Raw genomic sequence first — 23,046 nt, 5'->3', positions numbered from 1 at the left:
CGATCATGATTGACTACATCCAAGACGGAACAGAAATCTATCGTCAATCATTCGCCACGATTCGCTCAGAGGCAAATTTATCAAGTTTGCCCCCTGATTTAGAACGGGTCGCTGTGCGTCTAATTCATAGCTGCGGCATGACCGATATTGTGTCAGATTTATCTGCCTCACCCGGAGCCGCAACTGCTGGACGAAAGGCTTTGATTGCGGGAGCTTCAATTCTCTGTGACGCTCGGATGGTAGCAGAAGGTGTAACTCGTAAACGGCTCCCGGCTGAAAATGCGGTGATTTGTACGCTTCAACACCCCGATACGCCAAAGCTAGCAGAACAGATGTCAACCACGCGATCGGCAGCCGCGTTAGAACTGTGGCGTGACCATTTAGAAGGTGCGATCGTGGCGATCGGCAATGCGCCAACGGCTCTGTTTCGCCTGTTAGAACTGTTGGATGAAGGTGTGCCGAAACCCGCACTAATTTTGGGATTTCCAGTCGGGTTTATCGGGGCAGCAGAGTCAAAAGCAGCGTTAGCCGCCAACAGTCGAGGGGTGCCGTTTATCGCCTTGCAGGGGCGACGAGGCGGCAGTGCGATGGCATCTGCGGCAGTGAATGCGTTAGCAAAAGAGGATGAATTATGACACACGAAACGGGTCGGTTATATGGGTTGGGAATTGGGCCAGGCGACCCAGAATTGTTGACGCTGAAAGCCTATCGAATTCTGCGATCGGTGCCTGTGATCGCCTATCCCACAATGGAGAACGGCAAGGTTTTGGCACGGGCGATCGTGGCGGACTTTTTGCGTCCTGAGCAAATTGAAGTGCCGATGCCGTTGCCGTTTAGTCCGGTGCGATCGTCTCAACCCTACTATGATATCGCTGCCGAAAAATTGGCAGAGCATTTGAGTGCTGGACGAGATGTCGCAGTGTTGTGTGAGGGCGAACCCTTTTTGTATGGCTCGTTTATGTATCTCTTCAATCGCTTATCATCAAAGTTTCAAACCGAAGTGGTGCCAGGAATCTCTTCGACGATGGCAAGTGCGGCTGCATTGGGAGTGCCGCTCACTTACCGCAATGATGTGTTATCCATTATGCCAGCCACTCTCGAAGCTGATATCTTACGTGATCGCCTTGCTGTTGCAGATGCGGCGGTAATTATTAAGTTGGGTAGACATTTCAGCAAAGTGCGAGACGTTTTATCTGAGTTGGGACTGCTATCACGATCGCTCTATATCGAACGCGCCACGATGCCTAATCAGCGCATTGTTCCGATCGCTGATATCGATGCGGCTGACGTTCCTTACTGGGCGTTGATTATGATTCCTAGTCTTCAAACTTCCGTTACATGAATGCTCCTGCTGTGGTGGTGTTGGGTCAAGCGAGTGTTGCAGTTGCTCGACAGTTAATGAGTGTTTTGCCCGATGCAACACTTTATGGATTAGCGGGGCGCACAACTGAGGTGGATGTCTCATTCACTGATTTTGGGGCGACCCTGCGAGAATTGTTTGCCACCGGAACGCCGATCATTGGAGTGTGTGCGGCGGGAATTTTGATTCGCACGATCGCGCCTCTCCTCTCCAACAAACGCTATGAGCCGCCCGTCTTAGCCGTTGCCGAAGATGGTAGCGCCGTGGTTCCACTTTTAGGAGGATTGCAGGGCGTGAATGATTTAGCGCGGCAAATCGCAGCCGTCCTCAATGTTCAGCCTGCGATCACGACGACGGGCGATATCCGGTTTCGCACAACGTTGCTCAATCCGCCACCAGGCTATCATTTGGCGAATCCAGACGATGCGAAAACATTCATCTCAGATTTGCTGGCAGGGTCAACAGTTCGGCTTGAAGGCAATGCACCTTGGCTGAGTGAAAGCAAACTACCGATCGCACCTGACGCACCTCTCACTTTGCAAGTCACAGAGTCTAAAGGATGCCCAGCGTCCGATCGTTTGGTCTACCATCCTGCAACCTTGGCGATCGCCGTTAGTCATCTGTCTGATAGTGAGTTAGCGATCGAATTCGTGCAGCAAATTCTTGACGAATCAGACTTGACGATCGCGTCAATAGCAGGAATTTTTGCTTCAAACTCTGAGATGGGACATCCGACTCTCGAAGCGCTCTCTCAAGCGTTGCAGGTGCCGATCCGGTTTCTCGATTTGTCCAGTGCTGAAGAAATTGCCCTCAATGCGGCTGGAGAATTGGGTCAACTGATCGTGTCTCAGCATACATCAGGACTGAGTTGCGCGATCGCGCGGGCTGCTCAACCGATTGATGTGAACCTGATCGGAAAGCCTCGCGGGCAGTTGACGATCGTCGGCACTGGGCCGGGCGGGGAAAAATGGATGTCTCCCGAAGTCAAAGACGTGCTGCGATCGGCAACTGATTGGGTCGGCTACAAATTCTATCTCGATTTAGCAGGTTCTCTGCGCGAGGGACAACAGCGCCACGACTCCGACAATCGCGAAGAACTCGATCGGGCACGATTTGCTTTAGATCTCGCCGCAACTGGCAAATCGGTTGCCGTAGTTTCATCGGGTGATCCTGGCATTTTTGCGATGGCGGCTGCGGTGTTTGAAGTGCTAGAACACGATGCCAAACCTGAATGGCTACGACTAGATATTCGAGTGGCTCCGGGCATTTCTGCGATGCAAGCGGCTGCCGCTCAGATTGGGGCACCTTTGGGGCATGACTTCTGCGCTCTTTCTTTGTCGGATATTCTCAAACCCTGGTCAGTGATTGAACAACGCATCGCCGCCGCCGCTCAAGCCGATTTGGTGATGGCGTTCTATAACCCGATCTCAAAGCAGCGCACTTGGCAACTCGGAAAAGCCCGTGAGATTTTATTGCAGTGGCGATCGCCCAACACTCCGATCGTGTTGGCGCGCAATTTGGGCAGACCTGGCGAATCTGTGCGCGTCTGCACGCTTGAGCAGTTCTCGCCAGAAGATGTAGATATGCGAACTGTGGTGCTAGTTGGGTCGAGTCAGACTCGATCGATTTCTCGTCCACACGGGGACGTTTGGGTTTACACGCCACGACGTTACGAATAACTCATAGTGTCATGCCACATAGTGATACACAGGAACTTCAGCAAAGCGATCGGGTTCTTGTCCAGTCAGAATGATTTGCTGCAAATGTTCTACAATTGATGGAGAAAAAAACTGTTCTCCTGTCTCTTCATTCACACGAGCAGGTACATTCTCAATCACGAACAATTGTCCATTGAGTTGAAGGGTGTAAGTGACTTGTTTTTCAACGAGTGTTTCTGGCTCATTGCTCATCATTGCGGCTTCTCCTTGGGGTAAAGTCATCATTCCATCTCTGAGGATTAATACTCAGTAAGGCTTTTTTAAGGGCTTAAATGTTTTTCCAACTCCATCGGGATTGTGTTGAGTCCAATCTGGTAGGTGACTAGAGTCACCGATTCCCAATCCATATAGCTGCACAAACTCAAAAAAGTTTCTGCCCACCTTAAAAACTCCAGGAAAATCTTCGACTCTTGTCATATAAATGTCATAACTGTCATCTGTAGAGCTATAGCTTTGTAAGTCCCAAATTAGTGACTCTCCACCATCCGTGTGCCCAAAGACGAATGCGTGGTCAAGAATTTGCGAGGTCGTAATTAGATCTAAAGCTTCACCATGAAGAATGCGATAGCTCAGTTCAGAACCCTCTACATCTTTGCTGTCTTCCATTTCTTGCCTAAAATCTGGCACATCCGACTGATCACTTGGAAGACAGTAAATCACTAGAGAGGAGCCAACTGAACCTGAACTAGATTGCCCGATCGAAGCCACTATAGAGATGGCGGGCAGCTTTGCTGTGCCAAAGGCAACGCGAGTTTCCTAGATGAAGAAGCCTTCAGTTTTGAAGATTGCTTATTAGCCAAACGATTGCAAGAGAAATCTTAGAGGTAATTTTGAGAGGAGCGATCACTCTCTAATTTGATTCCGCGATCGTTTAGAATGACCACCCTGACATCAGCTGAAATAGAAAGCTATCTAAAAGAGTTAAAGCTATGACAGCTAGGGAACACCTAATTCAAGAACTCGCTCAAGTTTCTGACGAACTCGTTGAAGAAGTCCTAGATTTTCTGCTGTTTGCAAAGTCGCGTAGAGCTTACTCTACCCTAGAATCGAGTGACGAAGACGACCAGCCAAAAAAGCAGATTTTAGAGAACCTACGTCAGTCTTTGCGGGATGCAAAAGCGGGTAGAACTCGTCCTGTCTCTGAGCTATGGGAAGGCATTGATGTCGAATGATCAGCCTATTATCCAAGTTCGACTAACAGATGATTTTCAGCAACAGCACTCTTGCCAAGCGATACCGCAAAATTAAATTAGATATTCAGCCGCTCATCGAACAACTCAAAGCTGGCGAGATTATTGGCGATCAAGTTCAAGGAACGGGATATACCGTCTTCAAGGTTCGCATCAAGAACAGTGATATTCAGAAAGGAAAAAGTGCCGGACTGAACAGTGGTTCCGTCTCGGTTGCACTAGCCTAAGTACAGGACTCCTACATAGAACTAGGAATATTCTAGCTTCTGGGTATCTTCTTTAACAGAAGTCTCCTTACTTCACAACAGGTCTATTGGTGATATCAGTAGGATAGTATTTTCGGCTCATGCTGCTATTCTAGCGCACAGTATCATCCGCTACTTCTCAAACGTCCTCTGAGATCGTTGCCATCAATATAAATGCCGAAGTCCGGCTAAAAAATAAATTTTTTGTTTCATTTTACCCAAATCTCTCTATCTGGATAGAGACTAATTTAAGTGAGCACTGTTCGTAAGATTGCATTCTGCGATGATCCCGTTAGGTCGTAACTCGGTGTAGGGAGTTATCCCTGTATCAGTTAGAGTCTTTCACCCCTGTACTCACGGATAATTTCCGGACTGCATCTATCAGACCCCCTTAACAAAAGGCAGTACTGTTCGTGTATAAAAAATTAACCTTGAAGCTACTGGGTTCCCCTCAAATCAGCTTGGATGAACAACTGCTCACACGTTTTATTAGCCGCAAGGCGCAAGCACTATTAATTTATATTGCCGTTACTGGCAAATTGCACAGCCGCGAAATGCTCGCAGAGTTGTTCTGGCAGAATATGCCGTCCAGTCAGGCGTTGAAGAACCTACGGACAGTGCTGCCCAACTTGCGGCAATTGGTAGGGTCGCATTTGATTATTACCCGACAGACTATTGCGTTTAACCGGGAATGCCTCTACCGCTTAGATGTTGAAGCCATTCAAGCGATCTCAAACCACCTCAACACTGATAACCTCCAGCCCTTATCTGAAGCGGTGACTCAATACCAGGGAGACTTTTTGGAAGGGTTTCATGTGCCGGATGCGCCAGAATTTGAAAATTGGGCATTGATGGAGCGGGAACGATTACGGGAATTGGCGATCGAAACTTTACACACCCTAGCCGAGCGGTATCTTGAGCAGCGAAATTACGCAGCCGGATTGACGATGACCCACAAATTACTAACGCTCGATCCCTGGCGCGAGACAGCCCATTATCAACAGATGTTTTTTTTGGCCTGCATGGGGCAGCGTCGTGCAGCGCTGGCTCAATATGAGACCTGCCATCAAATTTTGGCAGATGAATTTAATGCCGAGCCAATGTCAGGCACCATCGAATTATATGAGCGAATTCGCGTTGGTGATGTCGGCAGGTTAGAGGCGACCCATGAAAACTCCCCATTGATTGCTTCCCACTCCCCGCCTTTCGACCCAGGACTGCCCCATCCCCCTAATTTCCACGGCGACTGGGGTGAAGCCATCGATATCTCCATCTTCTATGGTCGGGAAGAGGAACTAGCCACCTTACAGCAATGGGTCATTCAAGACCACCATCGACTGATTTTGCTGCTGGGTATGGGGGGTATCGGCAAGACTGCACTGTCGGTCAAACTGGCACAAACCGTTCAGGCTGAGTTTGAGTATGTGATTTGGCGATCGCTGCGGAATGCACCTACTCTCGAATCACTAGTCGCCGATCTGGTGCCGTTTCTGTCTGACCAACAGGATAGCAAAGCCCAAATCGGACGGTTCATTCACTGGCTGCGATTGCATCGATGTTTGGTCATTCTCGATAACGTCGAAACGATCTTTCAGGAAGGCAGCCGTGTTGGGCAGTACCGTTTAGGCTATGAGGGCTACGGCGAACTATTTAAGGTCGTCGGAGAAGTACACCACCAAAGCTGCGTCTTGCTCACCAGTCGAGAAAAACCAACTGAAGTGGCGGCACTAGAAGGCTACTCAGCAGTGCAGACACTCTTGGTAACTGGCTCATCAACAATCGCACAAGCATTGCTTGAGACGAGGGGGCTGTTAGGTTCTCAAGCGCAGAAACAACAGCTAGCAGAGCAATATGGCTGTAACCCATTCGCTTTGAAAATTGCTGCTAGTTCAATTCAGGATCTACTAGATGGCGACATTGTGGCATTTCTCAAGCAAGATGTTGTTTTATTCAATGGGATTCGACGACTGCTAGAGCAACAGTTAAGGCGGCTCTCACCCTTAGAACAAAGCATCATGTATTGGCTGGCAATCAATCGGGAATGGACAACAATCGCAGAGTTAGCCGCTGATATTGTGCCGATCGTACCCCAAACTAGATTGCTGGAAGCGCTGGAGTCATTGAGCTGGCGAAATTTGATTGAACGACGACAGGGTAGCTATACGCAGCAGCCCGTGGTGATGGAATATGTCACTGATAGGTTGGTAGAGCGGGTGGGAAATGAGCTAGTTAACCAAGATATTGATTTATTTAGTAACTATGCGTTGCTCAAAACCAATGTCAAGGAATACATTAGAGAAACTCAGCAGCGATTGATTTTGGCAGAAGTTGCCAATAGGGTACAAACCGTAGATAAAACCTCAGCGCGAATTGAAGCGCGATTGCAGAAAATCCTCAAGCTTCTGCAAAGTCGATCTGCTTCACCAGCCTATGCGGCGGGTAATTTGATTAATCTTTGCTGCTATCTGCAAATTGATTTGACTGGCTATGACTTCTCGCGACTTACCATGCGATACGCCGACCTTCAGGGGCATTGGCTACAGCCTGTCAATTTTCAGGACAGTCAGTTTGAAACATCCTTGTTTACCCAAATTGCCAAAGTTTCTTTCTCGCTTGCCTTCAGCCCAGATGGGAAGCTGCTGGCGCATGGAGACGGTAGTGGCAATATTTTTGTTCGACGGATAAGCGATGGTCAGTTACTCTTGTCGTGGCAGGGGCACTGCAACACGATATGGGCATTAACATGGAGTCCCAATGGAGAAAAATTTGCAACAGGTAGCAGCGATGGTACGGTTCGCATCTGGAACCCTCATACTGGCGGATGTTTGCAAGCTATTCAAGGAGCTAGTATAGTCTGGACAGTGGCATGGAGTGCTGATGGCAAAATTCTGGCGAGCGTGGGTACTGAAGACACCCTGCAACTATGGGATGTTGATACGGGTCAATGCGTGAAGGCTTTAGACACTCAGAAACATTTGGGAAAAGCGGTTGTATAGAGTCCTGATGGACAATTTGTTGTGAGTGGCAGTGATGACGGCACCATTCAATTTTGGCACCCCCAGACTGGACAATGTGTTCAAACGTTGTCAGGTCACACCAGTACTGTTTTGTGCTTAGCGTGGAGTGAAAAAGGCGATCGCATACAGTCATACAGTCGCCCGATCCTTGCCAGCAGCAGTGCTGACCATACTATTCGGCTCTGGAACCCAAATACAGGAGAGTGCCTGCATACCTTGCAGGGGCATATGAATACTGTTTTGAAGGTGGCATGGAGTCGAGACGGTCACACGCTTGCCAGCAGCAGCGACGACAACACCATTCGGCTTTGGGATGGGCAGACCGGACATTGCTTGCGAATATTACAGGGGCATCAGAATTCAGTGTGGTCAATGGACTGGAGTCCTGTAGAACCGCTTCTTGCCAGCACTAGTGCTGACCTCACGACACGGTTTTGGGATGCTCAAACAGGGGATTGGTTAAAAACCCTTCAGGGATACAGTGCTTGCGTCAGAGCACTTGCGTGGAATGCTGATAATCAGACCCTTGCCACTGGCTCCGATGATCGCACAATCCGGTTATGGAATATCAACACTGGCGAATGTCTGAAAAAGTTACGGGGGCATTGCAACTGCATCTGGTCGGTGGCCTGGAGTCCAGACGGTCAGACGATCGCGAGCGGCAGCGATAACCAAACCATACAACTGTGGAATTCACGCACGGGTCAATGCTTGCAAACCTTAAGGGGTCACACAAACTGGATTTGGTCAGTGGCGTGGAGTCCTGATGGGCATAAGATTATCAGTGGCAGTAACGACCAATCCATCCGAGTGTGGGATGGCAAAACCGGGCAATGTTTGCAGAGTTTGCAGAGTGATGCATGGGTCATGGCGATCGCGCCTAGTCCCGATGGCAAAACCCTTGCCAGTGGAGGTGTGGATCGCGCAGTTTGGCTAGTCAACCTGGATACTGGAGAGTCTCTTAAAAAATTGCAGGGGCATGATGGCTGGATTTGGTCAGTGGCATGGAGTCCCGATGGGCAACTGTTGGCTACAGGAAGTGAGGACGGGACAATTCGACTGTGGGATGCTCAAACAGGCGAATGTTTGAATGTGCTTCAAGCCAGTCAAATGCGAATCTTCTCAGTCGTTTGGAGTCCAGATGGTCAGAGGATTGCCTGTGCTGGCAGTGACTCTACCGTACAGATATGGGATATCAATACAGGTCAGTGTTTGAAACGGCTTGAGGGTCATACCAACGCACTGTGGTCAGTGGCTTGGCAACCCGCAGGACGGCTTCTTGCCAGTTCTGGAGAGGATGACACGATCCGAATTTGGGAGGTTGACACCGCTAAGTGTTTGAAAATTCTCAGGATTGACCGCCCTTATGAAGGTATGAATATTGCTGGTGCTACGGGTTTGAGCAAGGCGCAAAAAGCAACATTGCAATCGCTGGGCGCGGTTGAGAAGGGTTAATTTGGTTTACTCATTATTGTTCTCTATCTCAATCGACTGAGAACTGTTGTATCTACGATCGCTGTAAAGTGAACCGGACTGAGTAGACCGTTGGGTTTGCTTTATTTGCCCAACAACGTAACGAACCGATTGAAGAGTTGCAACCAGAAGCGAGATCCCATTGCAACAGCAAGACTGGTAAGTAACCAGCCCCCGATCGTTCTTAAGAGAATGATGCCATTGAATTGAGCAAACTGTCTCCGTCGATTTGAGGGCTGCCACCCAATGGGAATTGTTGTACTTTCCATCAACAAAGATAAGCGTTCTACACATTTCGGTGAATTGAGATTGTCTCGGCACCCCTGAACTTGGGTTACATTTTGCAGAATTACTGCTCGTGTAGCTGTGTTTTCGCTGATTCTGCGGATAATATAAAGCGAATCAATGTTTACTGCAATCACAAGCACCAAACTAACGAGAAACGAAACAAGTTTGTAACGATGTTTATAAGCATTCGATGCATTTGCCATTGCATGACGAAACCAGAAACCGATCTCATACTTCAACCACACCATTTGTCGCTCAGCATTAGTATCGATGCTTTGAACGCGATCGATGATTCGCTGCAAATTTGCTCGTAACCGTGGCGATAGATCTGGAGAGGCGTTAATAATCGCCATAAAATGGGCGATCGCATCTCCAGCAGTATTGTCGTTGCGTGTCCCTAAATCATTGGGTTGAGGTAAGCTCTGCAACACATCCAGCAGTGCTTCTGCAAACACTTGGGGAGAAACTTCAGATAAAATGACTGATCGATTACGCCGACTCAAAGAGTGAGTTGCAGAAATAATACTTGGGCTATTCAATAGTCTGCCTGCGATCGTATCTTTGAACTGGTCGGGATCATCACTCTGTTCTGATGATTCACCCAGCAAAGTGATGATTGCTCGCTTGAAGTATTGGGTTTTCCATTGCAAAGCCCTCACAACAAACTCTGTTAGTTCCGAGGCAAGTAGACTCAAAAAGGTATAAATCAAGGACAATCCAATAACAATGTCCAGGAGAGGAAATTTCTCCACGTATCGCTCCGAAGTTGAAACTTTCGTTGGATCAGAACTGCTATGATGCCCCTGATGTAACTGCTATTTGGTTCGTTTGTGAGTAGATAACCCTAATGTTTTGTAAGATGCGTTAGCGGAAACGTAACCTGTGTAGATGTTGAATTTATCTGCGGCAATCAAACCTACGTTGTTTTTTGTTGTTCTTCAGTTGCAGCAGGTTTTTCTCCGGTTTCTCGAACGTGAACGAGTTGATCGAGAATTTGAAACCAGAAGCGAGATCCCATCGAAATTGCAATGCCAGTCAGCAACCACCCGATCGCAGCCTTCAACAGATACACCAGATTGAACTGCGGAAACTGCTGTTGAAAATTCACAGGATGCCAGCCGATGGGAATTGTGGTGCTGTCTAACAAATCTGCCATCTTATCCATACATTGCGATGAACTGAGATCTTCCTGACACCCCTGAATTTGAATTGCATTCTGAATAATCACCGATCGGGTTGCCGTGTTTTCGCTAATTCTTCTGAGCATATATAGAGAATCGGCATTAATTAGAACTGCAAGTATTGAGCCAATCAAAATTGTGAACGCTTTAACATTACGTCGATACGTCCCAGATAGCCGATCCATTGAATGTTCATACCAGAGCGCAACTTCATGCCTAAACCGCTCCATTTGCTGCTCAGTCGTCTCAGTTTGGGTCTGGGTTTGATTCGCCAACCGCTTTAAGTTGTCTTTTAAGCGCGAAGGTAGCTGATCTGCATTCTCGACTTTAGACATCAACCAATCAAGTTCGCCAATCGTTTGATCTGCGCTCTGTAGCAGTTGAGGTTCTGTGCGTTCAACCTCTGGTAGAGCCTGCAAGACTTCGAGTAGCGCATCCGCAAACACTTTTGAAGGAATGTAGGAAGGACCAACCGACTGTCTGTATCGCCGCGATCGCTGAGTGATAGAAGCAATTAAGGAACTGTAGTACAGCCTGCCAGTAATGGTGTTCTTAAACTCTTCTGGATTGCGTCTAAGCGCGATTGATTCACCCAACAACGTCATGATGCCTTGCTGTAAGTGATGCGCTCGCCACCGCAAAACAGTGGTCATGAATTCGGTCAACTCTGAAGTAAGCAAACTTAAGAAGGTGTAAATCAGCGTCAACCCAATGGCGATATCCAACAGCGGAAAATGACCCATCATCTGGTTTCACCTATACAAAATTAGGAATAGCAAGGAACGTTATACACAAACTCCTGATGAACACATTCCACCCATGTAACCGCCGCCACAACTCGCTGAGTGAGCAGTGACGATCGCCTCAAATTGCCATTCCACGATCGCGCCAACGAGTCTCGCCAAGCGTTCCATCTGGAGTTTTGATGACTCACCCACAATCGCTTTCTTATTCCAGTCAATAAACCGAAGTGTGCCAACGTGCGTGTAGTCCCAGGTTTCCAAGCCTTTAAAGAATTTGCCAAGTTCAGGAATGTGGGCGATCGCATCAATGAATGCCGCGTCAGGAACAATATGGGGAACGATATCATTGCCATATTCATAGCGGATGTGATTTGGAATCTCTAATTGATATTGGTTAGCAAAGGTTGTATCCCCAGGATGAGCCGCAGCGTAAGTATAGACAGCCGCAGGATTGATATCTTCCTCAATCTTCAGTCGCAATGCCGCCAAACTCGACATAGCGCCCCCTTTGCTATGCCCGGTGATATAGAGCGGCAAGGATTTTCCACCCGCATTCATCTGCTGTTTAATCTCCTTCACCATGGGTTCCCACAATGACGATAATCCTTGCCAAAACCCTTCATGCACTTTGCCTGGAATACCAGGTGCCGCGATCGGGTTATCGGTTAAATCACTAATCCAGTCCAGCATACTTTGCTGATCGTGAATGTCGGGTGGAATGGTGCCCCGAAACGCCAGTACTACACCTTGATCGGTGGTGCCTACTAAACAGGCATCGATATCATCCTCGCCAGCCGCGAATGCAATCGGTGGCGTGAGAAACCCAACGGCACTGTAGTAGGGTTCTTGAGGAATAAACTTGCCTGTTGGATCAATGCTATAGGCAGCGACGCTGGCGCACAGCGATCGACACTCTAAGCTAAGAGTCGTTGAAATCATCGTATTTATCCTTTGGAATGTGAGGAAGAGAGTTTTGGCGTAATCAATTTAGGTTCAAGTCGGCTGAAGCAACCACTGCACCTGTGCTTGGTCAGCATCTGCTTGAGTCAGATTTTTATCAATGCCAACCTCCTGCACAGTACCGCCATCCGATTGAGTCATTTGATAACCCCGCACCGCCACATTAGGCACGATGCTGAGGGAATGCCAATAGTGTTGAAACTTCAAATTGCCATAAACCCAACCATCATGGTTCTCAATTCTCAACAATGGTAGCTGTGGCTCATTATTTACTGATTTCTGAATTGATAGTGCACCCAGCGTAAATGCTCAAACCTTTACTCTGTAAAATTCGAGCGTCATTTCAAATGGTTTTACGTCATTGATTTTTAGTTGACCTGCGAGGCGATCTTTTTAGATTGAGATCGCTCAACAGTCAATTCTGACTTAGCCACTCCATGTGTTATTCCTATCTTGGTTATTCACTGATTGTCAACACCTTCCAGGCTTGTTAAAGAACTCTTTATATTAATAAAAAGAAGTGCGAGAGATGACCAAAAGTAACTTTAAGTTGAAATGATTAATCGATTGGCGATCTCTTGGCGATCTCTTGGCGATCTCTTGGCGGTAGTCTTCTATAGCTAAAACAAAGGTCGTACCCGATGGAGTGAATTTTGCCAATTCAATCCTAGGGCTAAGTCATTCAATATTGCACATAGTGTGTCAAGGTCGGTGACAAGATAATGAGTTCAATCACGTTCAAAAAGACGCAAACTGATGCCGAAATTCAAGCGTTAGTTTCGTTCTTAACCCAATCGGTTGTCTTTAATGCAGATGGTCAGTATTTCACTGTTCCGGGTTCATTACCCTTAAGTTACTATGCCACCCCTGGCTATTGGGGAGATTATATCTGCAACACTTGGGCTAGTAAAAACGGTCAAGATTGTACGGTCGTTGTTCAAGATTTTGGCGGGGGCGATCAGCCCTATTACCGCAATGGTGAAGGAAGCCCAGGCGCACAGTTACAGATTGAGCGAGTCAATGCCACATTAGGGACTGATATCTATGATGCGGCTTGCTGGCAAATTGCTTTAGCTTTAGCGTCCGATCGAGGTTTGCAGGGCTTTCAAGCAGCTACACTATTTGCTCTAGCCGCCAACACGACTCAGCGTCTCGGTGCTGATGTTACAGCAATCCGTGCGAATACAGCCAACTTTCAATACGGCTATCAAGATTCAATCTCAAACGCTAGCGAAGCATACGCTTTGCGATTAGTAGGCAAAGATTATTGGGCACAAGATCCCCTTTGGAAAACCCAATATCAGCAGTATATTACCTTCTATCCTGCTTGTATCAGGAAGTACAGAGGGTCTATCACATGGCCTGATTGGAAACCCATCACTGGCGAGAATGCATGGGCTTTTTTTCTAGGTGCCTTACCAGTCGATTATTTCCAATATCGATCGCAGGGCTATATCCCGTTTAAAGCTGACTCGATTCAAAACGCGCTCTATGTTTTGTACGCATTTGGAATAATGCAATCACCGATCGGTGCCTTTTATTACGCACCGGGTGGTTCTGAGGGGAATACAGGATCTATTCCTCAAGGAGCAATCTCAGTTGAAAATTGCGCCTCATCTTTGGCGGGACTGATGATCTTCAAGCAAGTGCTAGAAAATACGCTCAGTCAAGACGGGTCGCTAGCTGAAAGCGATCAAGGAAAAATCAGGGCAGCTATCAATCTAATCTGCATCATGATTTGGGGGGGGAAAGCGCCCTGTGGTCATACAGATGGATTGCTAGCATTCTTTCAAACAAAAGCGTGGAACCGATCAAATGGTAATTTTTATCAGGGCGGGACCTACACTCAAAATACCTGGGCAGCCACAGCAGAGCCGCAAGCTGTTGATGTGAATACTTGGGGACTGACGGTTCTCGGGCCGCAAACCCTCGATCGCTGGTTTGGTGAATCAGCAGCCTTTAATGTTTGGCAAAACGTCAAACAGTGGAGCGGCTTCTCGCAAAATGGACAGTTTTGGGGGGTCGGCTACTCCAATCAAGATCACAACGCCATCATGTCGGCTGAGTGGACAGCAGGCGCAATTAATGCCGTGCGTTGCCTGATGGTGTACTACCAGAGCGATACGACCAAGCTCAACAGTTTGCAGTCCGATCATGACACCATGATGACTCACATCCTGAATCTGCGGACTGATCATTATGTTGCGGCTAGTTTCCCTGACGGCTTAGACAGCAAGGCTTTCAATTATGTCAATCCACCCCCTGGGCAATTAGCCTTCCTGTATGCCAGCAAACGTTATAACATTCCTTTCGGCTGGTATGCCAACCCCATTCCATCGACCACATCTACTAGTTGGACAGTTTATTTGCACTACGACTACAACCCCTTTCAATTAGGAGGCTCTTATAACTCTCTCGATTGGACAGCACCCCCCTACGACCCCAACAACGATGATGGTCCTTGGAATGTCCACGTCATCAATTTGACCGTTCAAAACAATGTAGATGGAGCACAAATCATGCCCAGTTATCAAGCAAGTAGCGGCTCTACTTGGCAAAATCTTCTGACTCAACCGATTCCAATCGGTGGTTCTATCCCCATTCAATTACCCAGCGATGCCTATGCGTTTATGGTTGTTTATAACAAACCCAATGCAATGCCGCCAAGCCAGTGGCTGAGAGCTTGCCAACTCAATCAAAGCCAACTTTCGCAGCTTAAAAATGGACAGGCGATCGCCGCCCTCTGGACTAATAGCGACGGAAGTGGCGCTTGTCAGATTTAACCCAGGAGAAAGAGGATGCCCCCGAATTCAAATTTTCGGATTTGTGCTTCACTCGATCGTTCCAAAGTTAATTGTTTGAATCGTCGTTAAACCTAGAAACACAAGGAGAAATAACCCATGACTACTGCACCACACCAAATCCGACTCACACAGTCACCCACCTTAACAACTGCCGATCCCAATGAACCCAATCTGCTGCACGAGTTAACAGCAGCCCTGACTGGAGGAACTGCGGTCTATGATTTCTTTTCGGGTGATTCTCAAGCCCTGCAAAATCTTTATGAAACCATTTCTACCACTGATGATACAGCTTGGCTTGATGGCCTTGATAAAAGCGGTAATCCAGTAAAATATGTCGCACAGGGCAACAATTATCTCATGGTGTCTGCCTCTGTGACCGACACAGACCCGATACAGAATGGCACAGGGACTGATTATAAGCAGGTGGGTGCTGCGGTGGTCACGCTGACAACCGATGCCGGTACGGGCCAACTGGTCGTCCACGCGATTGAATATTCGGGTGACGGAGTGGGGGGTCTTTTGATAACACCCGTCATCAAAAACGTTCTTGTTTTCGCTGTGAAAACCATGAAGAATTTCGTGAAAAGTCTGGCAAGCAGAACTTTCAAGAGCGCTGAAGATGGGTACGAAGGTGACGATGAGGCAGAAGAAACGGCTGAACAAGACGCAGAAGATGCGGCATCAGACGCAGGGGAGGAAGGAGCTGAACTTGCTGAAGGTATCGTTGCCGATTTCAGTGTCTCTCTCGGTGCAGGCGCTGCCTTTGGAGTCGGTGCAGTCCTAATCGTAGTCATGGGAATTCTCCAATTGATATCGAAGGAGATGACCAATTTCGTCAAGTTTTACAATGTGACCGCCGAAGACATCCAGTTTGGCATGTGTATCGTACCGGAGGGTGGCTCAAAACAAGGTCCCGCAGACGTGGGTAAGACAGCGACCATCACGAAAGTGAGTCCAGCGAAGGCTCCTCCAGGAATCATGCCCTCCGATACGGCGATCTACTACTCGAATCTTAGTTTCATTAACACCAATCCTCTGGAGTCGCTGGGCTACGTGCTGGAAGCTACGCCTAGTGGCGACTTCCCTGGATTCCGAGTCGCGGTCGCGGTTCCTTTACTGGAGGATAACTTGTTGTATCTCGGATTTACGACTGAAGACTGCAATACTCTGTGGCAAGAGCTTTCACCCGATCCCAATCAAGATCCTCCTTCTCCAGGAAAGGGAACCACAAATCTAACCATGACTGCGACATCCGGCAAATACACCTTACGCATTGCAACGAATCAAGTCAGTGGTAAATCTCCGTCTCCGCTTGACGCAACTGAAGGGTATAACTACCAGCATTTGATTGTCCTGACGGATGGCAGTATTTCGGTGTAATGCCGAGTTTCGATCAATCGCCCTCAGGCTAGGGCAGGGTTACAAGGGGTTTGCCCGTACTGTAGGCATTCCCCTACGCCCCCTTACGCGATTGAGCAAGCTGCTGTAGCAAGCGTTTCAGGTCTTACGTATAGACGCTAGAACAGCTTGAGTGGCAGCTTGCGATCGGCTTCTACCCATGACCCCAACTTTATCCCAGAGAGTTATGGCTAATCCTTTACCGCAGGTACAATTTCGAGCTTCCCATACGCTGAACGGCGCACCTGACCGTCCAACCTTAGTGCAGAATTTACACGCTGCCTTAAAGGGGGGAAATCCGACTTACGATTTCTTTTCAGGAGATATGGCTGCTCTGCACGACATCGCTCAACAGATCGCGAACAACGGTGATAGTGCATGGCAACAAGCTTCCCAGCCGAGTAGTCTAGGGTACGACTTTCTCGATCCCAACGCCCCTGTTCACTATGTGAAAGGCAGCAAAGGCACCCTGGTAGTGCAGGTTCTAGCGGACAATAGCATCCTGGGGCAAGATACACCGGACTACAAACAAGCGGGCATTGCGACCACCTATCTCGTTACCGACCAAGGACCCATCAGTGTCATCGTCAACTGGGTGGAAAAGCTGGGTCCGGCGATCGCCAGTGTCGCGATCGCACCAGCTCTCCTGGCAATCTTGGGAGCGTTCAAGACTTTTCTGCAATCCTACCTGACCCGCGCTTATAGTGCTATTGCCGAAGGTGCGACCGACTCGGCAACGGTCAGTGAGGAAGCTGCAACTGAAGCCGCAGAAGATGCCGCAATTGATGGGGAAGTGGTCGCGGATGAAGTCGCCCTTTCACTCACCTTCAGCCCATTAGCGATCGTGGGAATTGCAGTCGCCGCGATCGCCGCCATCATCGCGATCATCTTGTTCTTCCTGGCGAAGACGATGATCTGCCTGGTCAAAATCTTCAACTACACCGATCAAACCTTAAATCTAGCGCTGTGCTATGAGTATGACTTGGTGGCGAAAGAAGTTCCCCAATCGGGGAGTATGCCCCCAATCGGAATTGCACCTGCGCCCCCTGGGGTGAAGCCGTTGGACTCGGTGATCTACCGCGCAGACTACCAGTTTCAGAATGATTCCAGTGTTAACGGTTTAGGAGTCGTTATTCACGGCGATGGATCAGGAGATTTCCCTGGCATGACGGCTGTAATTGATATTCCGGCAGTTGGCAACAACTCCTTATATGTTGACCTCAAGAATACTGAAGACTGGGATCAACTGTATGAAAACATTGATCACGGTCAGTACGATCAACTCACCATGGGTGTATCGAACAGCGGATACCAATTATCGATCGCCACCAATCAGCTACGGGGCGAATCACCCTCTCCGATTACCGGTGAAACGGGTTACTTCTACGAATATCTCATTGTTATTGAAAAAGGAGCATCCTGATGTCTGACACAGAACACCAGTTTAATTTTGGCTTCGACGTGCATGATCAAGCGGTTAAGAATGACAACAACTCATTTAAGAACCTCTTAGACACAATCACAACTCAGGGAGGAGACAGTGTACATCAACTATTTGCATCAGATCTGTCGGCGCTGCAAAATTTGTATGCCGCGATCGCAACGGGTGGCGAGAGCGTTTGGTTAAACGGAACTGATCCATCTAATCTGCCTGTCTTGTATGTGGAGATCGGCAATACTTATCTGATGGTTGGCGCATATTTCTCCGAAGATGGCATCAGTATTCTGCAAAAGGGCACCGCCGATCTCGAAACGTTTGAGGACGTTGGGGCTACCTATGTCACGCTGACAACGGGCACAGGCACTGACCAGGAAAGAACTATTCAAGTGATGGCTAATACGATCGAGTACGCAGGTGTAGGTATTGCAGAAATTGAGCTGGAACAAGCCAAAGAGAACGTGATCGAGACACTGGTGGGCAAGACTAAGGAGTTTGTTTCTCTGATGGTTGAGTCTCTGATCGAGGTAGGAGAGCTAGATGCGGTTGCCCTCGACGCAAAACTCGCTTCAGAAGCACAGAAAGCCGGTGAATCAGCAGGAACTGACGGCGAAGAGATCGTGATCTCCGAAACGCTCACCATTTCAGCGAACATCGAGTTCGTTCTTGGAGTCGCTGGTGTGGTATTCACGTTAGGCACCTTCGCGTATGGGCTAATCATGCTCCTATTGGAGAAACGGATGATGTCTTACGTGCGCTTTTTCAACGCGACCTCACAGGAGATCGATTTCAGCCTGTGTTTTATCGAAAAAAGCTGTACCTCCGCGATCGGTCCTCTGATTCCGAATGATGTTAAGACAATTCCGGGCATTTCACCCGCTTGGGTTCCCGCCTGGATGATTGGCTCGACTCCTATCCACTACATCGATCTAGCCTACTTCAACACCGATCTGACGGCAGATCTCGGCTTTGTCTTGAAAGCTGCCCCAAATGAAACATGCCCTGGCTTTAACGTGGTTGTCAACATTCCCAATACCGGGGAAAATAAGCTGTATGGCAGCTTTAATACTCAAGACGATTGTCCAAGTTATTGGGCATCTCATAAAGATTCACCAGCCACATTGACCTTCTGCGCCACGTCTGGCAACTTTACCCTGCGCGTTGCGACTAATCAGTTAAAGGGAGAATCGTCCTCACCCACCGATGGCACAATGGGCTACAACTACGAATACGCGATCGTGCTGGAGGAAAACTAGAGGTACTGTGATTCTGGCGATCTTCTGGCGATTTCTTGGCGGTAACTCTCTATAACTAAATTTAAGGTTGCATCAGTTGAGTCAGGGTAACTTGCATCACTCACATTATTCCTAGCTTGTAGAAATATCTTTCACTGAGTAGCTCAGATTTTATTGAGTGATATACGCTCAGTGGTTCTTTATTGCAGGTTTTTATCATGTCATACACTCTCAAAGTCGATCGCGACACTTGGCTCAAACTGAGTACAGCTCAAAGTACAACATTACCAGATGACCAAAAGCAAGCCGTTTCGACTGGGACAATATTACCCATCTCCAGTTATGAAATCATGGGCAACTACATCAAAGTTTCCCTCGGTGATGACGCTCAAGGAAAACAACTCGCCTATCAGGGACATAACACCTGGTATGTGTTTAGACCCCATGTTGAAATCCTACAAGATGGGAAGCCTTTGAGCCTAGTCCCAACATCTGTTGACTTGCCCGTGCCTCACTATGATTACTACGACCAAAATGACAATCAGGAAGCACCGGGGGGATCGTGCAATGTTACGGCGATCGCGATGGATTTAGCGTATCTAGGCGTTCCTCAACAGCATACCCAAATGCGCTACCCCGATGAACTCGATGCGTATTGCGACGAGCATGGTTTAGACCGTCATTCTCCACTCGATTTAGCCAAAGTGGTTGAAGCCTATGGCTGTAAAGATGACTTTAGTTACACCAGCAATTGGGATCTGATTAAAACCTGGATTGCAAGTGGATTGCCCGTAGTGGTGCATACCCAGTTAACTCAATCAGGACATGTTATTTTATTGCGCGGGTATGACGAAACGGGCGTTTGGGTAAACGATCCGAACGGGGTTTGGACTCCAAATGGCTATGACGAAAGCAAAGGTGGAGAAAATCTACACTATTCCTGGGATCTGATGTATCAGACGGTTTCCAGTGACAATCAGCTTTGGGCACATCACATCACAAAAGGCGTGTAGCACTTTAAAGGTCGTATGGAAGAATTGTCAGTACTCAGGAAACAGAAGACTTCCAACGGGCGATCGCTGAGGAGTGAGATCTGGGCTGACAACTCTGCAACAGATTATGACGTTCTCTAAACCTACTATCTCATTCGCGATCTCTTGGCGATCGCCTTCTATAACCGATTAAGTTGCATCGAATACTTCCAATCAGCAGGAGGGTTGACCTATGGCAAAAAATATAGCCCCCTACCGGATCTACGTGATTCGCTGTTGGGAAGAGCAAAGTTTTCATGCAAACATGAACGTCTACCGTTTCACGCTGGATGTTCCTGCCACGGGTCAACGAATTGGTTTCACCAGTTCGGAGGAATTAATCAATGCCCTGGAATTAGCCCTCTCTCAAATTCAGACTCAGGCGATCGCAGATGCGACTGAGGATTCACCGGATCAAACCATTTAGGGTCTGGAAGCCAAGCACTTTTCCTGGTTCAGATATTGTCACGGACTTCTTACTGCGAGAAAACACCATGAAAGCATTTCATATTGATTTAAGTCACGTTGAAGAGACCTGTGGGATTTTGGTTAAGTTTCGATCGCACAAGTTGGAGATGCAGGCGCATGATGCTACCACAATGGCGGCGGCGAGACAGCAAAATTCTGCCCTGGCTGCCTTACCCCTGGAAACTTGCACTCGCTGCTTCACCCATTTTGTCCATGTCCCGGAAGACCTGTTTCCGTCGGATCGGATCAGTTGGATACGGATACTTCGCCCTCAGAAAGATCCGACAATCCCTGTTCCCGATTTGATTCAGATGAGCATCTATATTCCGGAGGGTTATCAGCTTCAGCACTTTCAGAAGGTGTTACTGAAACGGTCTAGTTACTTTCCTGCAATACTGAAATACTATGGGCTGGACGAGCATACAGCGACGGCTTTGAGTTTAGACATGCTGATGGGATGGCGGTCAATCTCCTCCACAGCTTTATCCGGTTGGCTATGCACCCGTGGGGCAGACGGTTCCGGCTTATCTGCTCACGGCGGATACTTGCAGCACCTTTGCTCCTACCCAGTTTATCCCTCCCCTGACAACGATTACTCAGTCTAAAAATGGCAAGGGGATGGATTTTAGCTATGTAGACCTGAGTGGTCAGGATGTCTCAGGAGTGGATTTTACTGGAGCCAATTTTACCGAGGCGAATCTGACGGGGACTATTTTTGAGGGTGCCATTCTGACCCAAGCCGTTTTCGTTGGAGCCAACCTGGATCAAACCAGCTTTGATGGGGCGACCTTAGATCAGGCAAACTTTTCGGGTTCCAATACGGTATTGACGACTGTTCAATGGGGACAACCTAAAAGTGCCCAGACTATCAATTTCAGTGGGTGTGATGGGCGGGGGACAAAACTGGTGGGAACATCGGGAAATTTGATCCCCTGCAATTCAGCCAATTTCACCAACAATGCCAATTTCAGCGGGGCAACGCTCAGTTACCTGATGCTGGATGCTGCTGACCTGACTGGGGCGATCGCAGCCAGAGCCAATTTTACCGGGTCATCCCTGCAACAAGTCAAGGCTCATGGGTCCAACTTTTGTGGTGCAATTCTGAATCAGGCCAATCTCAGCAATAGTCAATTTGGCGCAAAAGCCTTGCTGTTTGTCCTTACTACAAACCTGTCGAATTACATTACCGAACTCAATCAAAGTGATGGTAAAGCCGTTCCCCAGGATATTATTAATGCCTTTAATCGCAATGGAATTGATGTCTTAAACAGTATTGTTACGGTGCTGGTTTCAGGGCAAAGCTGGCTCATCACTACCGGAACGATCGCCTACAATCTGCTGCTGAGTGCAGATAGCTCTCAACTCCTCGTCTACCGTTATGGTGGAGCAGTGGCGGCCAGCTTTGCCGGAGCTTCCTTAAACAGCAGTACCAGTTCAGGGGCTAATTTCTCTTCGGTGGATCTGTCCAATAGTCTGTGGCATAATGCTATTGCCAATCATACGGATTTAGAATCCACAAACCTCGCAGGCAGTTTTTTCCTGGAAGCCGACTTTACCCAAGCGATCGTGGCGGGCACAATTTTCTCCAGTGCCGTGCTGATTCAAACCCGGTTCAGGGGCGTACAACTCACGAACCCTGGCTTCACCAACGCCCAACTTCAGGGAGCCGATTTTACCGATGCCACCCTGATCAATGGCAATTTATATCAAGCCGCGATCTCCTTGCCGTTTGGTGTGCCCCTATTTGTGATGGATAGCAGCTATACCAGTGATTTGAACAACGGCGATCTCGCTGCCATCACCCCTTTTACCAGCCAGGGGTATCCTTTAGGCAAACAGGCGAGCCTAAGCCCGTTGTCCGGTTGGTTAATTGATAATTCCATGGATACAACCCCGTCCATCAAAACCTTTTTCATTGATGTCAACCTGAATGTCTATGATTTCCTGAATCCTACTAAGCCTTTATTTTTCCTCTCTACCAAATACAAGCCCTTCCTGAATAATCCCAATCCTAACGATCTCTTAATCAACTGGTTCAAATCAAACAATTGTTCCCTCAGTGCCCAGGCTGTGATTGCCCCCATTACTGCCTGGAATATTAGCAATAGTCCTGATGCACCCGTGCCCCAACCCGTCATTTACGAAAGGATTGCGATCGTCTCCGAAGCAGATGGCTGTTTGCATGTCTATGGAACAACTCTGTTGTGGTTGAAAAACTTCCCGACCTATCCATCTGATATTGCCTTCGGATCTACTCTAGCAATTCAAACTGCCATCAATTCACAAACTATCTGCCCCAATGGACAACCTAACAGTGAATTCGACCCTGGGTTCTACACTTGGGAACAAATGATGACTTGCCCTCACCCCGTAACACCTTCCTATCTGGATGCAGCCAATCATGACCCATGATCTCGCTGTCAGAAATACGGAGAATATGGTTCCGTGTTGTTCAATACCAGAGATTCTATTCATTGTTTTCATTAATTTTCAAGAG

The 23,046-nt window shown here is 48.1% G+C and carries 21 protein-coding genes and 1 pseudogene; 16 read left to right on the top strand and 6 right to left on the bottom strand.

What is annotated here, in order from left to right; translation table 11 throughout:
• Positions 1-5: 5 nt before the first annotated feature.
• From C7B65_RS06230 to cobJ, 3 genes are read left to right on the top strand one after another with little or no spacing between them, the layout of a single operon-like run.
• Positions 6-635 (top strand): precorrin-8X methylmutase, encoded by a 630-nt coding sequence (locus C7B65_RS06230; protein WP_083583098.1) that lies wholly within the window; start codon positions 6-8, stop codon positions 633-635.
• Positions 632-1,342, top strand: a complete 711-nt coding sequence (locus C7B65_RS06225; RefSeq protein WP_073074191.1) for a precorrin-2 C(20)-methyltransferase — start codon at positions 632-634, stop codon at positions 1,340-1,342. Before C7B65_RS06230 ends, C7B65_RS06225 begins: the two co-directional genes overlap by 4 nt.
• Positions 1,339-3,039 (top strand): precorrin-3B C(17)-methyltransferase, encoded by a 1,701-nt coding sequence (gene cobJ / locus C7B65_RS06220; protein ID WP_073074192.1) that lies wholly within the window; start codon positions 1,339-1,341, stop codon positions 3,037-3,039. Before C7B65_RS06225 ends, cobJ begins: the two co-directional genes overlap by 4 nt.
• 9 nt (positions 3,040-3,048) lie before the next feature.
• Here the strand turns inward: cobJ and C7B65_RS06215 are convergent, their stop codons facing one another.
• Together C7B65_RS06215 and C7B65_RS27695 are read right to left on the bottom strand one after the other, a co-directional pair.
• Entirely contained in the window at positions 3,049-3,303 is a 255-nt protein-coding gene (locus tag C7B65_RS06215; protein ID WP_223257446.1) for a YgiT-type zinc finger protein, read from the bottom strand.
• Positions 3,304-3,324: 21 nt separating this feature from the next.
• Positions 3,325-3,684 carry a hypothetical protein gene (locus C7B65_RS27695; protein ID WP_181314348.1) on the bottom strand — a complete coding sequence of 120 codons (360 nt, stop codon included), beginning with the start codon at positions 3,682-3,684 and terminating at the stop codon, positions 3,325-3,327.
• 323 nt (positions 3,685-4,007) lie between these two features.
• On the opposite strand from C7B65_RS27695, the gene C7B65_RS27690 reads away from it, so the two are divergent.
• The 5 genes and pseudogenes from C7B65_RS27690 to C7B65_RS29195 all read left to right on the top strand — a co-directional run bounded on the left by C7B65_RS27690 (position 4,008) and on the right by C7B65_RS29195 (position 8,985).
• A complete protein-coding gene (locus C7B65_RS27690; RefSeq protein ID WP_073074194.1) occupies positions 4,008-4,250 on the top strand; it encodes a hypothetical protein in 243 nt (80 codons plus the stop codon).
• Between the two features lie 29 nt (positions 4,251-4,279).
• Positions 4,280-4,495: a hypothetical protein gene (locus C7B65_RS06200; RefSeq protein WP_073074195.1), complete on the top strand. Its 216-nt coding sequence runs from the start codon at positions 4,280-4,282 to the stop codon at positions 4,493-4,495.
• Positions 4,496-4,926: 431 nt separating this feature from the next.
• Positions 4,927-7,509 carry a BTAD domain-containing putative transcriptional regulator gene (locus C7B65_RS06195; RefSeq protein WP_073074196.1) on the top strand — a complete coding sequence of 861 codons (2,583 nt, stop codon included), beginning with the start codon at positions 4,927-4,929 and terminating at the stop codon, positions 7,507-7,509.
• Positions 7,510-8,211: pseudogene (locus tag C7B65_RS29200) on the top strand (WD40 repeat domain-containing protein); the annotation flags it as partial.
• A 30-nt stretch (positions 8,212-8,241) separates the two neighbouring features.
• Entirely contained in the window at positions 8,242-8,985 is a 744-nt protein-coding gene (locus C7B65_RS29195; protein ID WP_425320460.1) for a WD40 repeat domain-containing protein, read from the top strand.
• Between the two features lie 101 nt (positions 8,986-9,086).
• Here the strand turns inward: C7B65_RS29195 and C7B65_RS06185 are convergent, their stop codons facing one another.
• The 4 genes from C7B65_RS06185 to C7B65_RS06170 form a co-directional block, all read right to left on the bottom strand.
• Positions 9,087-9,950 (bottom strand): hypothetical protein, encoded by an 864-nt coding sequence (locus C7B65_RS06185; RefSeq protein ID WP_143162085.1) that lies wholly within the window; start codon positions 9,948-9,950, stop codon positions 9,087-9,089.
• 257 nt (positions 9,951-10,207) lie between these two features.
• On the bottom strand, positions 10,208-11,218 hold the full coding sequence (locus C7B65_RS06180) for a hypothetical protein (protein WP_143162086.1): 1,011 nt from the start codon (positions 11,216-11,218) through the stop codon (positions 10,208-10,210).
• A gap of 39 nt (positions 11,219-11,257) precedes the next feature.
• A complete protein-coding gene (locus C7B65_RS06175) occupies positions 11,258-12,154 on the bottom strand; it encodes a lipase family protein (protein WP_073074200.1) in 897 nt (298 codons plus the stop codon).
• A 54-nt stretch (positions 12,155-12,208) separates the two neighbouring features.
• The gene (locus C7B65_RS06170; RefSeq protein WP_073074201.1) at positions 12,209-12,424 is read right to left on the bottom strand and encodes a hypothetical protein; all 216 of its coding nucleotides are present in this window, start codon (positions 12,422-12,424) and stop codon (positions 12,209-12,211) included.
• Positions 12,425-12,897: 473 nt separating this feature from the next.
• On the opposite strand from C7B65_RS06170, the gene C7B65_RS06165 reads away from it, so the two are divergent.
• The 8 genes from C7B65_RS06165 (at position 12,898) to C7B65_RS06130 (ending at position 22,961) form a co-directional block, all read left to right on the top strand.
• A complete protein-coding gene (locus tag C7B65_RS06165; RefSeq protein WP_073074202.1) occupies positions 12,898-14,958 on the top strand; it encodes a hypothetical protein in 2,061 nt (686 codons plus the stop codon).
• A 117-nt stretch (positions 14,959-15,075) separates the two neighbouring features.
• A complete protein-coding gene (locus tag C7B65_RS06160; protein WP_073074203.1) occupies positions 15,076-16,359 on the top strand; it encodes a hypothetical protein in 1,284 nt (427 codons plus the stop codon).
• A gap of 205 nt (positions 16,360-16,564) precedes the next feature.
• The gene (locus tag C7B65_RS06155) at positions 16,565-17,800 is read left to right on the top strand and encodes a hypothetical protein (RefSeq protein ID WP_106253949.1); all 1,236 of its coding nucleotides are present in this window, start codon (positions 16,565-16,567) and stop codon (positions 17,798-17,800) included.
• Positions 17,800-19,071, top strand: a complete 1,272-nt coding sequence (locus tag C7B65_RS06150; RefSeq protein ID WP_073074205.1) for a hypothetical protein — start codon at positions 17,800-17,802, stop codon at positions 19,069-19,071. The genes C7B65_RS06155 and C7B65_RS06150 overlap by 1 nt, the downstream gene beginning before the upstream one ends.
• 197 nt (positions 19,072-19,268) lie before the next feature.
• A complete protein-coding gene (locus tag C7B65_RS06145) occupies positions 19,269-20,063 on the top strand; it encodes a C39 family peptidase (protein WP_073074206.1) in 795 nt (264 codons plus the stop codon).
• Between the two features lie 211 nt (positions 20,064-20,274).
• Entirely contained in the window at positions 20,275-20,508 is a 234-nt protein-coding gene (locus C7B65_RS06140) for a hypothetical protein (RefSeq protein ID WP_073074207.1), read from the top strand.
• A 67-nt stretch (positions 20,509-20,575) separates the two neighbouring features.
• On the top strand, positions 20,576-21,154 hold the full coding sequence (locus C7B65_RS06135) for a hypothetical protein (protein ID WP_073074208.1): 579 nt from the start codon (positions 20,576-20,578) through the stop codon (positions 21,152-21,154).
• Entirely contained in the window at positions 21,054-22,961 is a 1,908-nt protein-coding gene (locus tag C7B65_RS06130) for a pentapeptide repeat-containing protein (RefSeq protein WP_181314347.1), read from the top strand. Before C7B65_RS06135 ends, C7B65_RS06130 begins: the two co-directional genes overlap by 101 nt.
• Positions 22,962-23,046: the final 85 nt, after the last annotated feature.

The organism is Phormidesmis priestleyi ULC007, assembly GCF_003003695.1.
Lineage (GTDB): Bacteria > Cyanobacteriota > Cyanobacteriia > Leptolyngbyales > Leptolyngbyaceae > Phormidesmis_A > Phormidesmis_A priestleyi_A.
The sequence above is the reverse complement of the archived record's forward strand: the minus strand, read 5'-3'. Positions and strand labels throughout refer to the sequence as shown.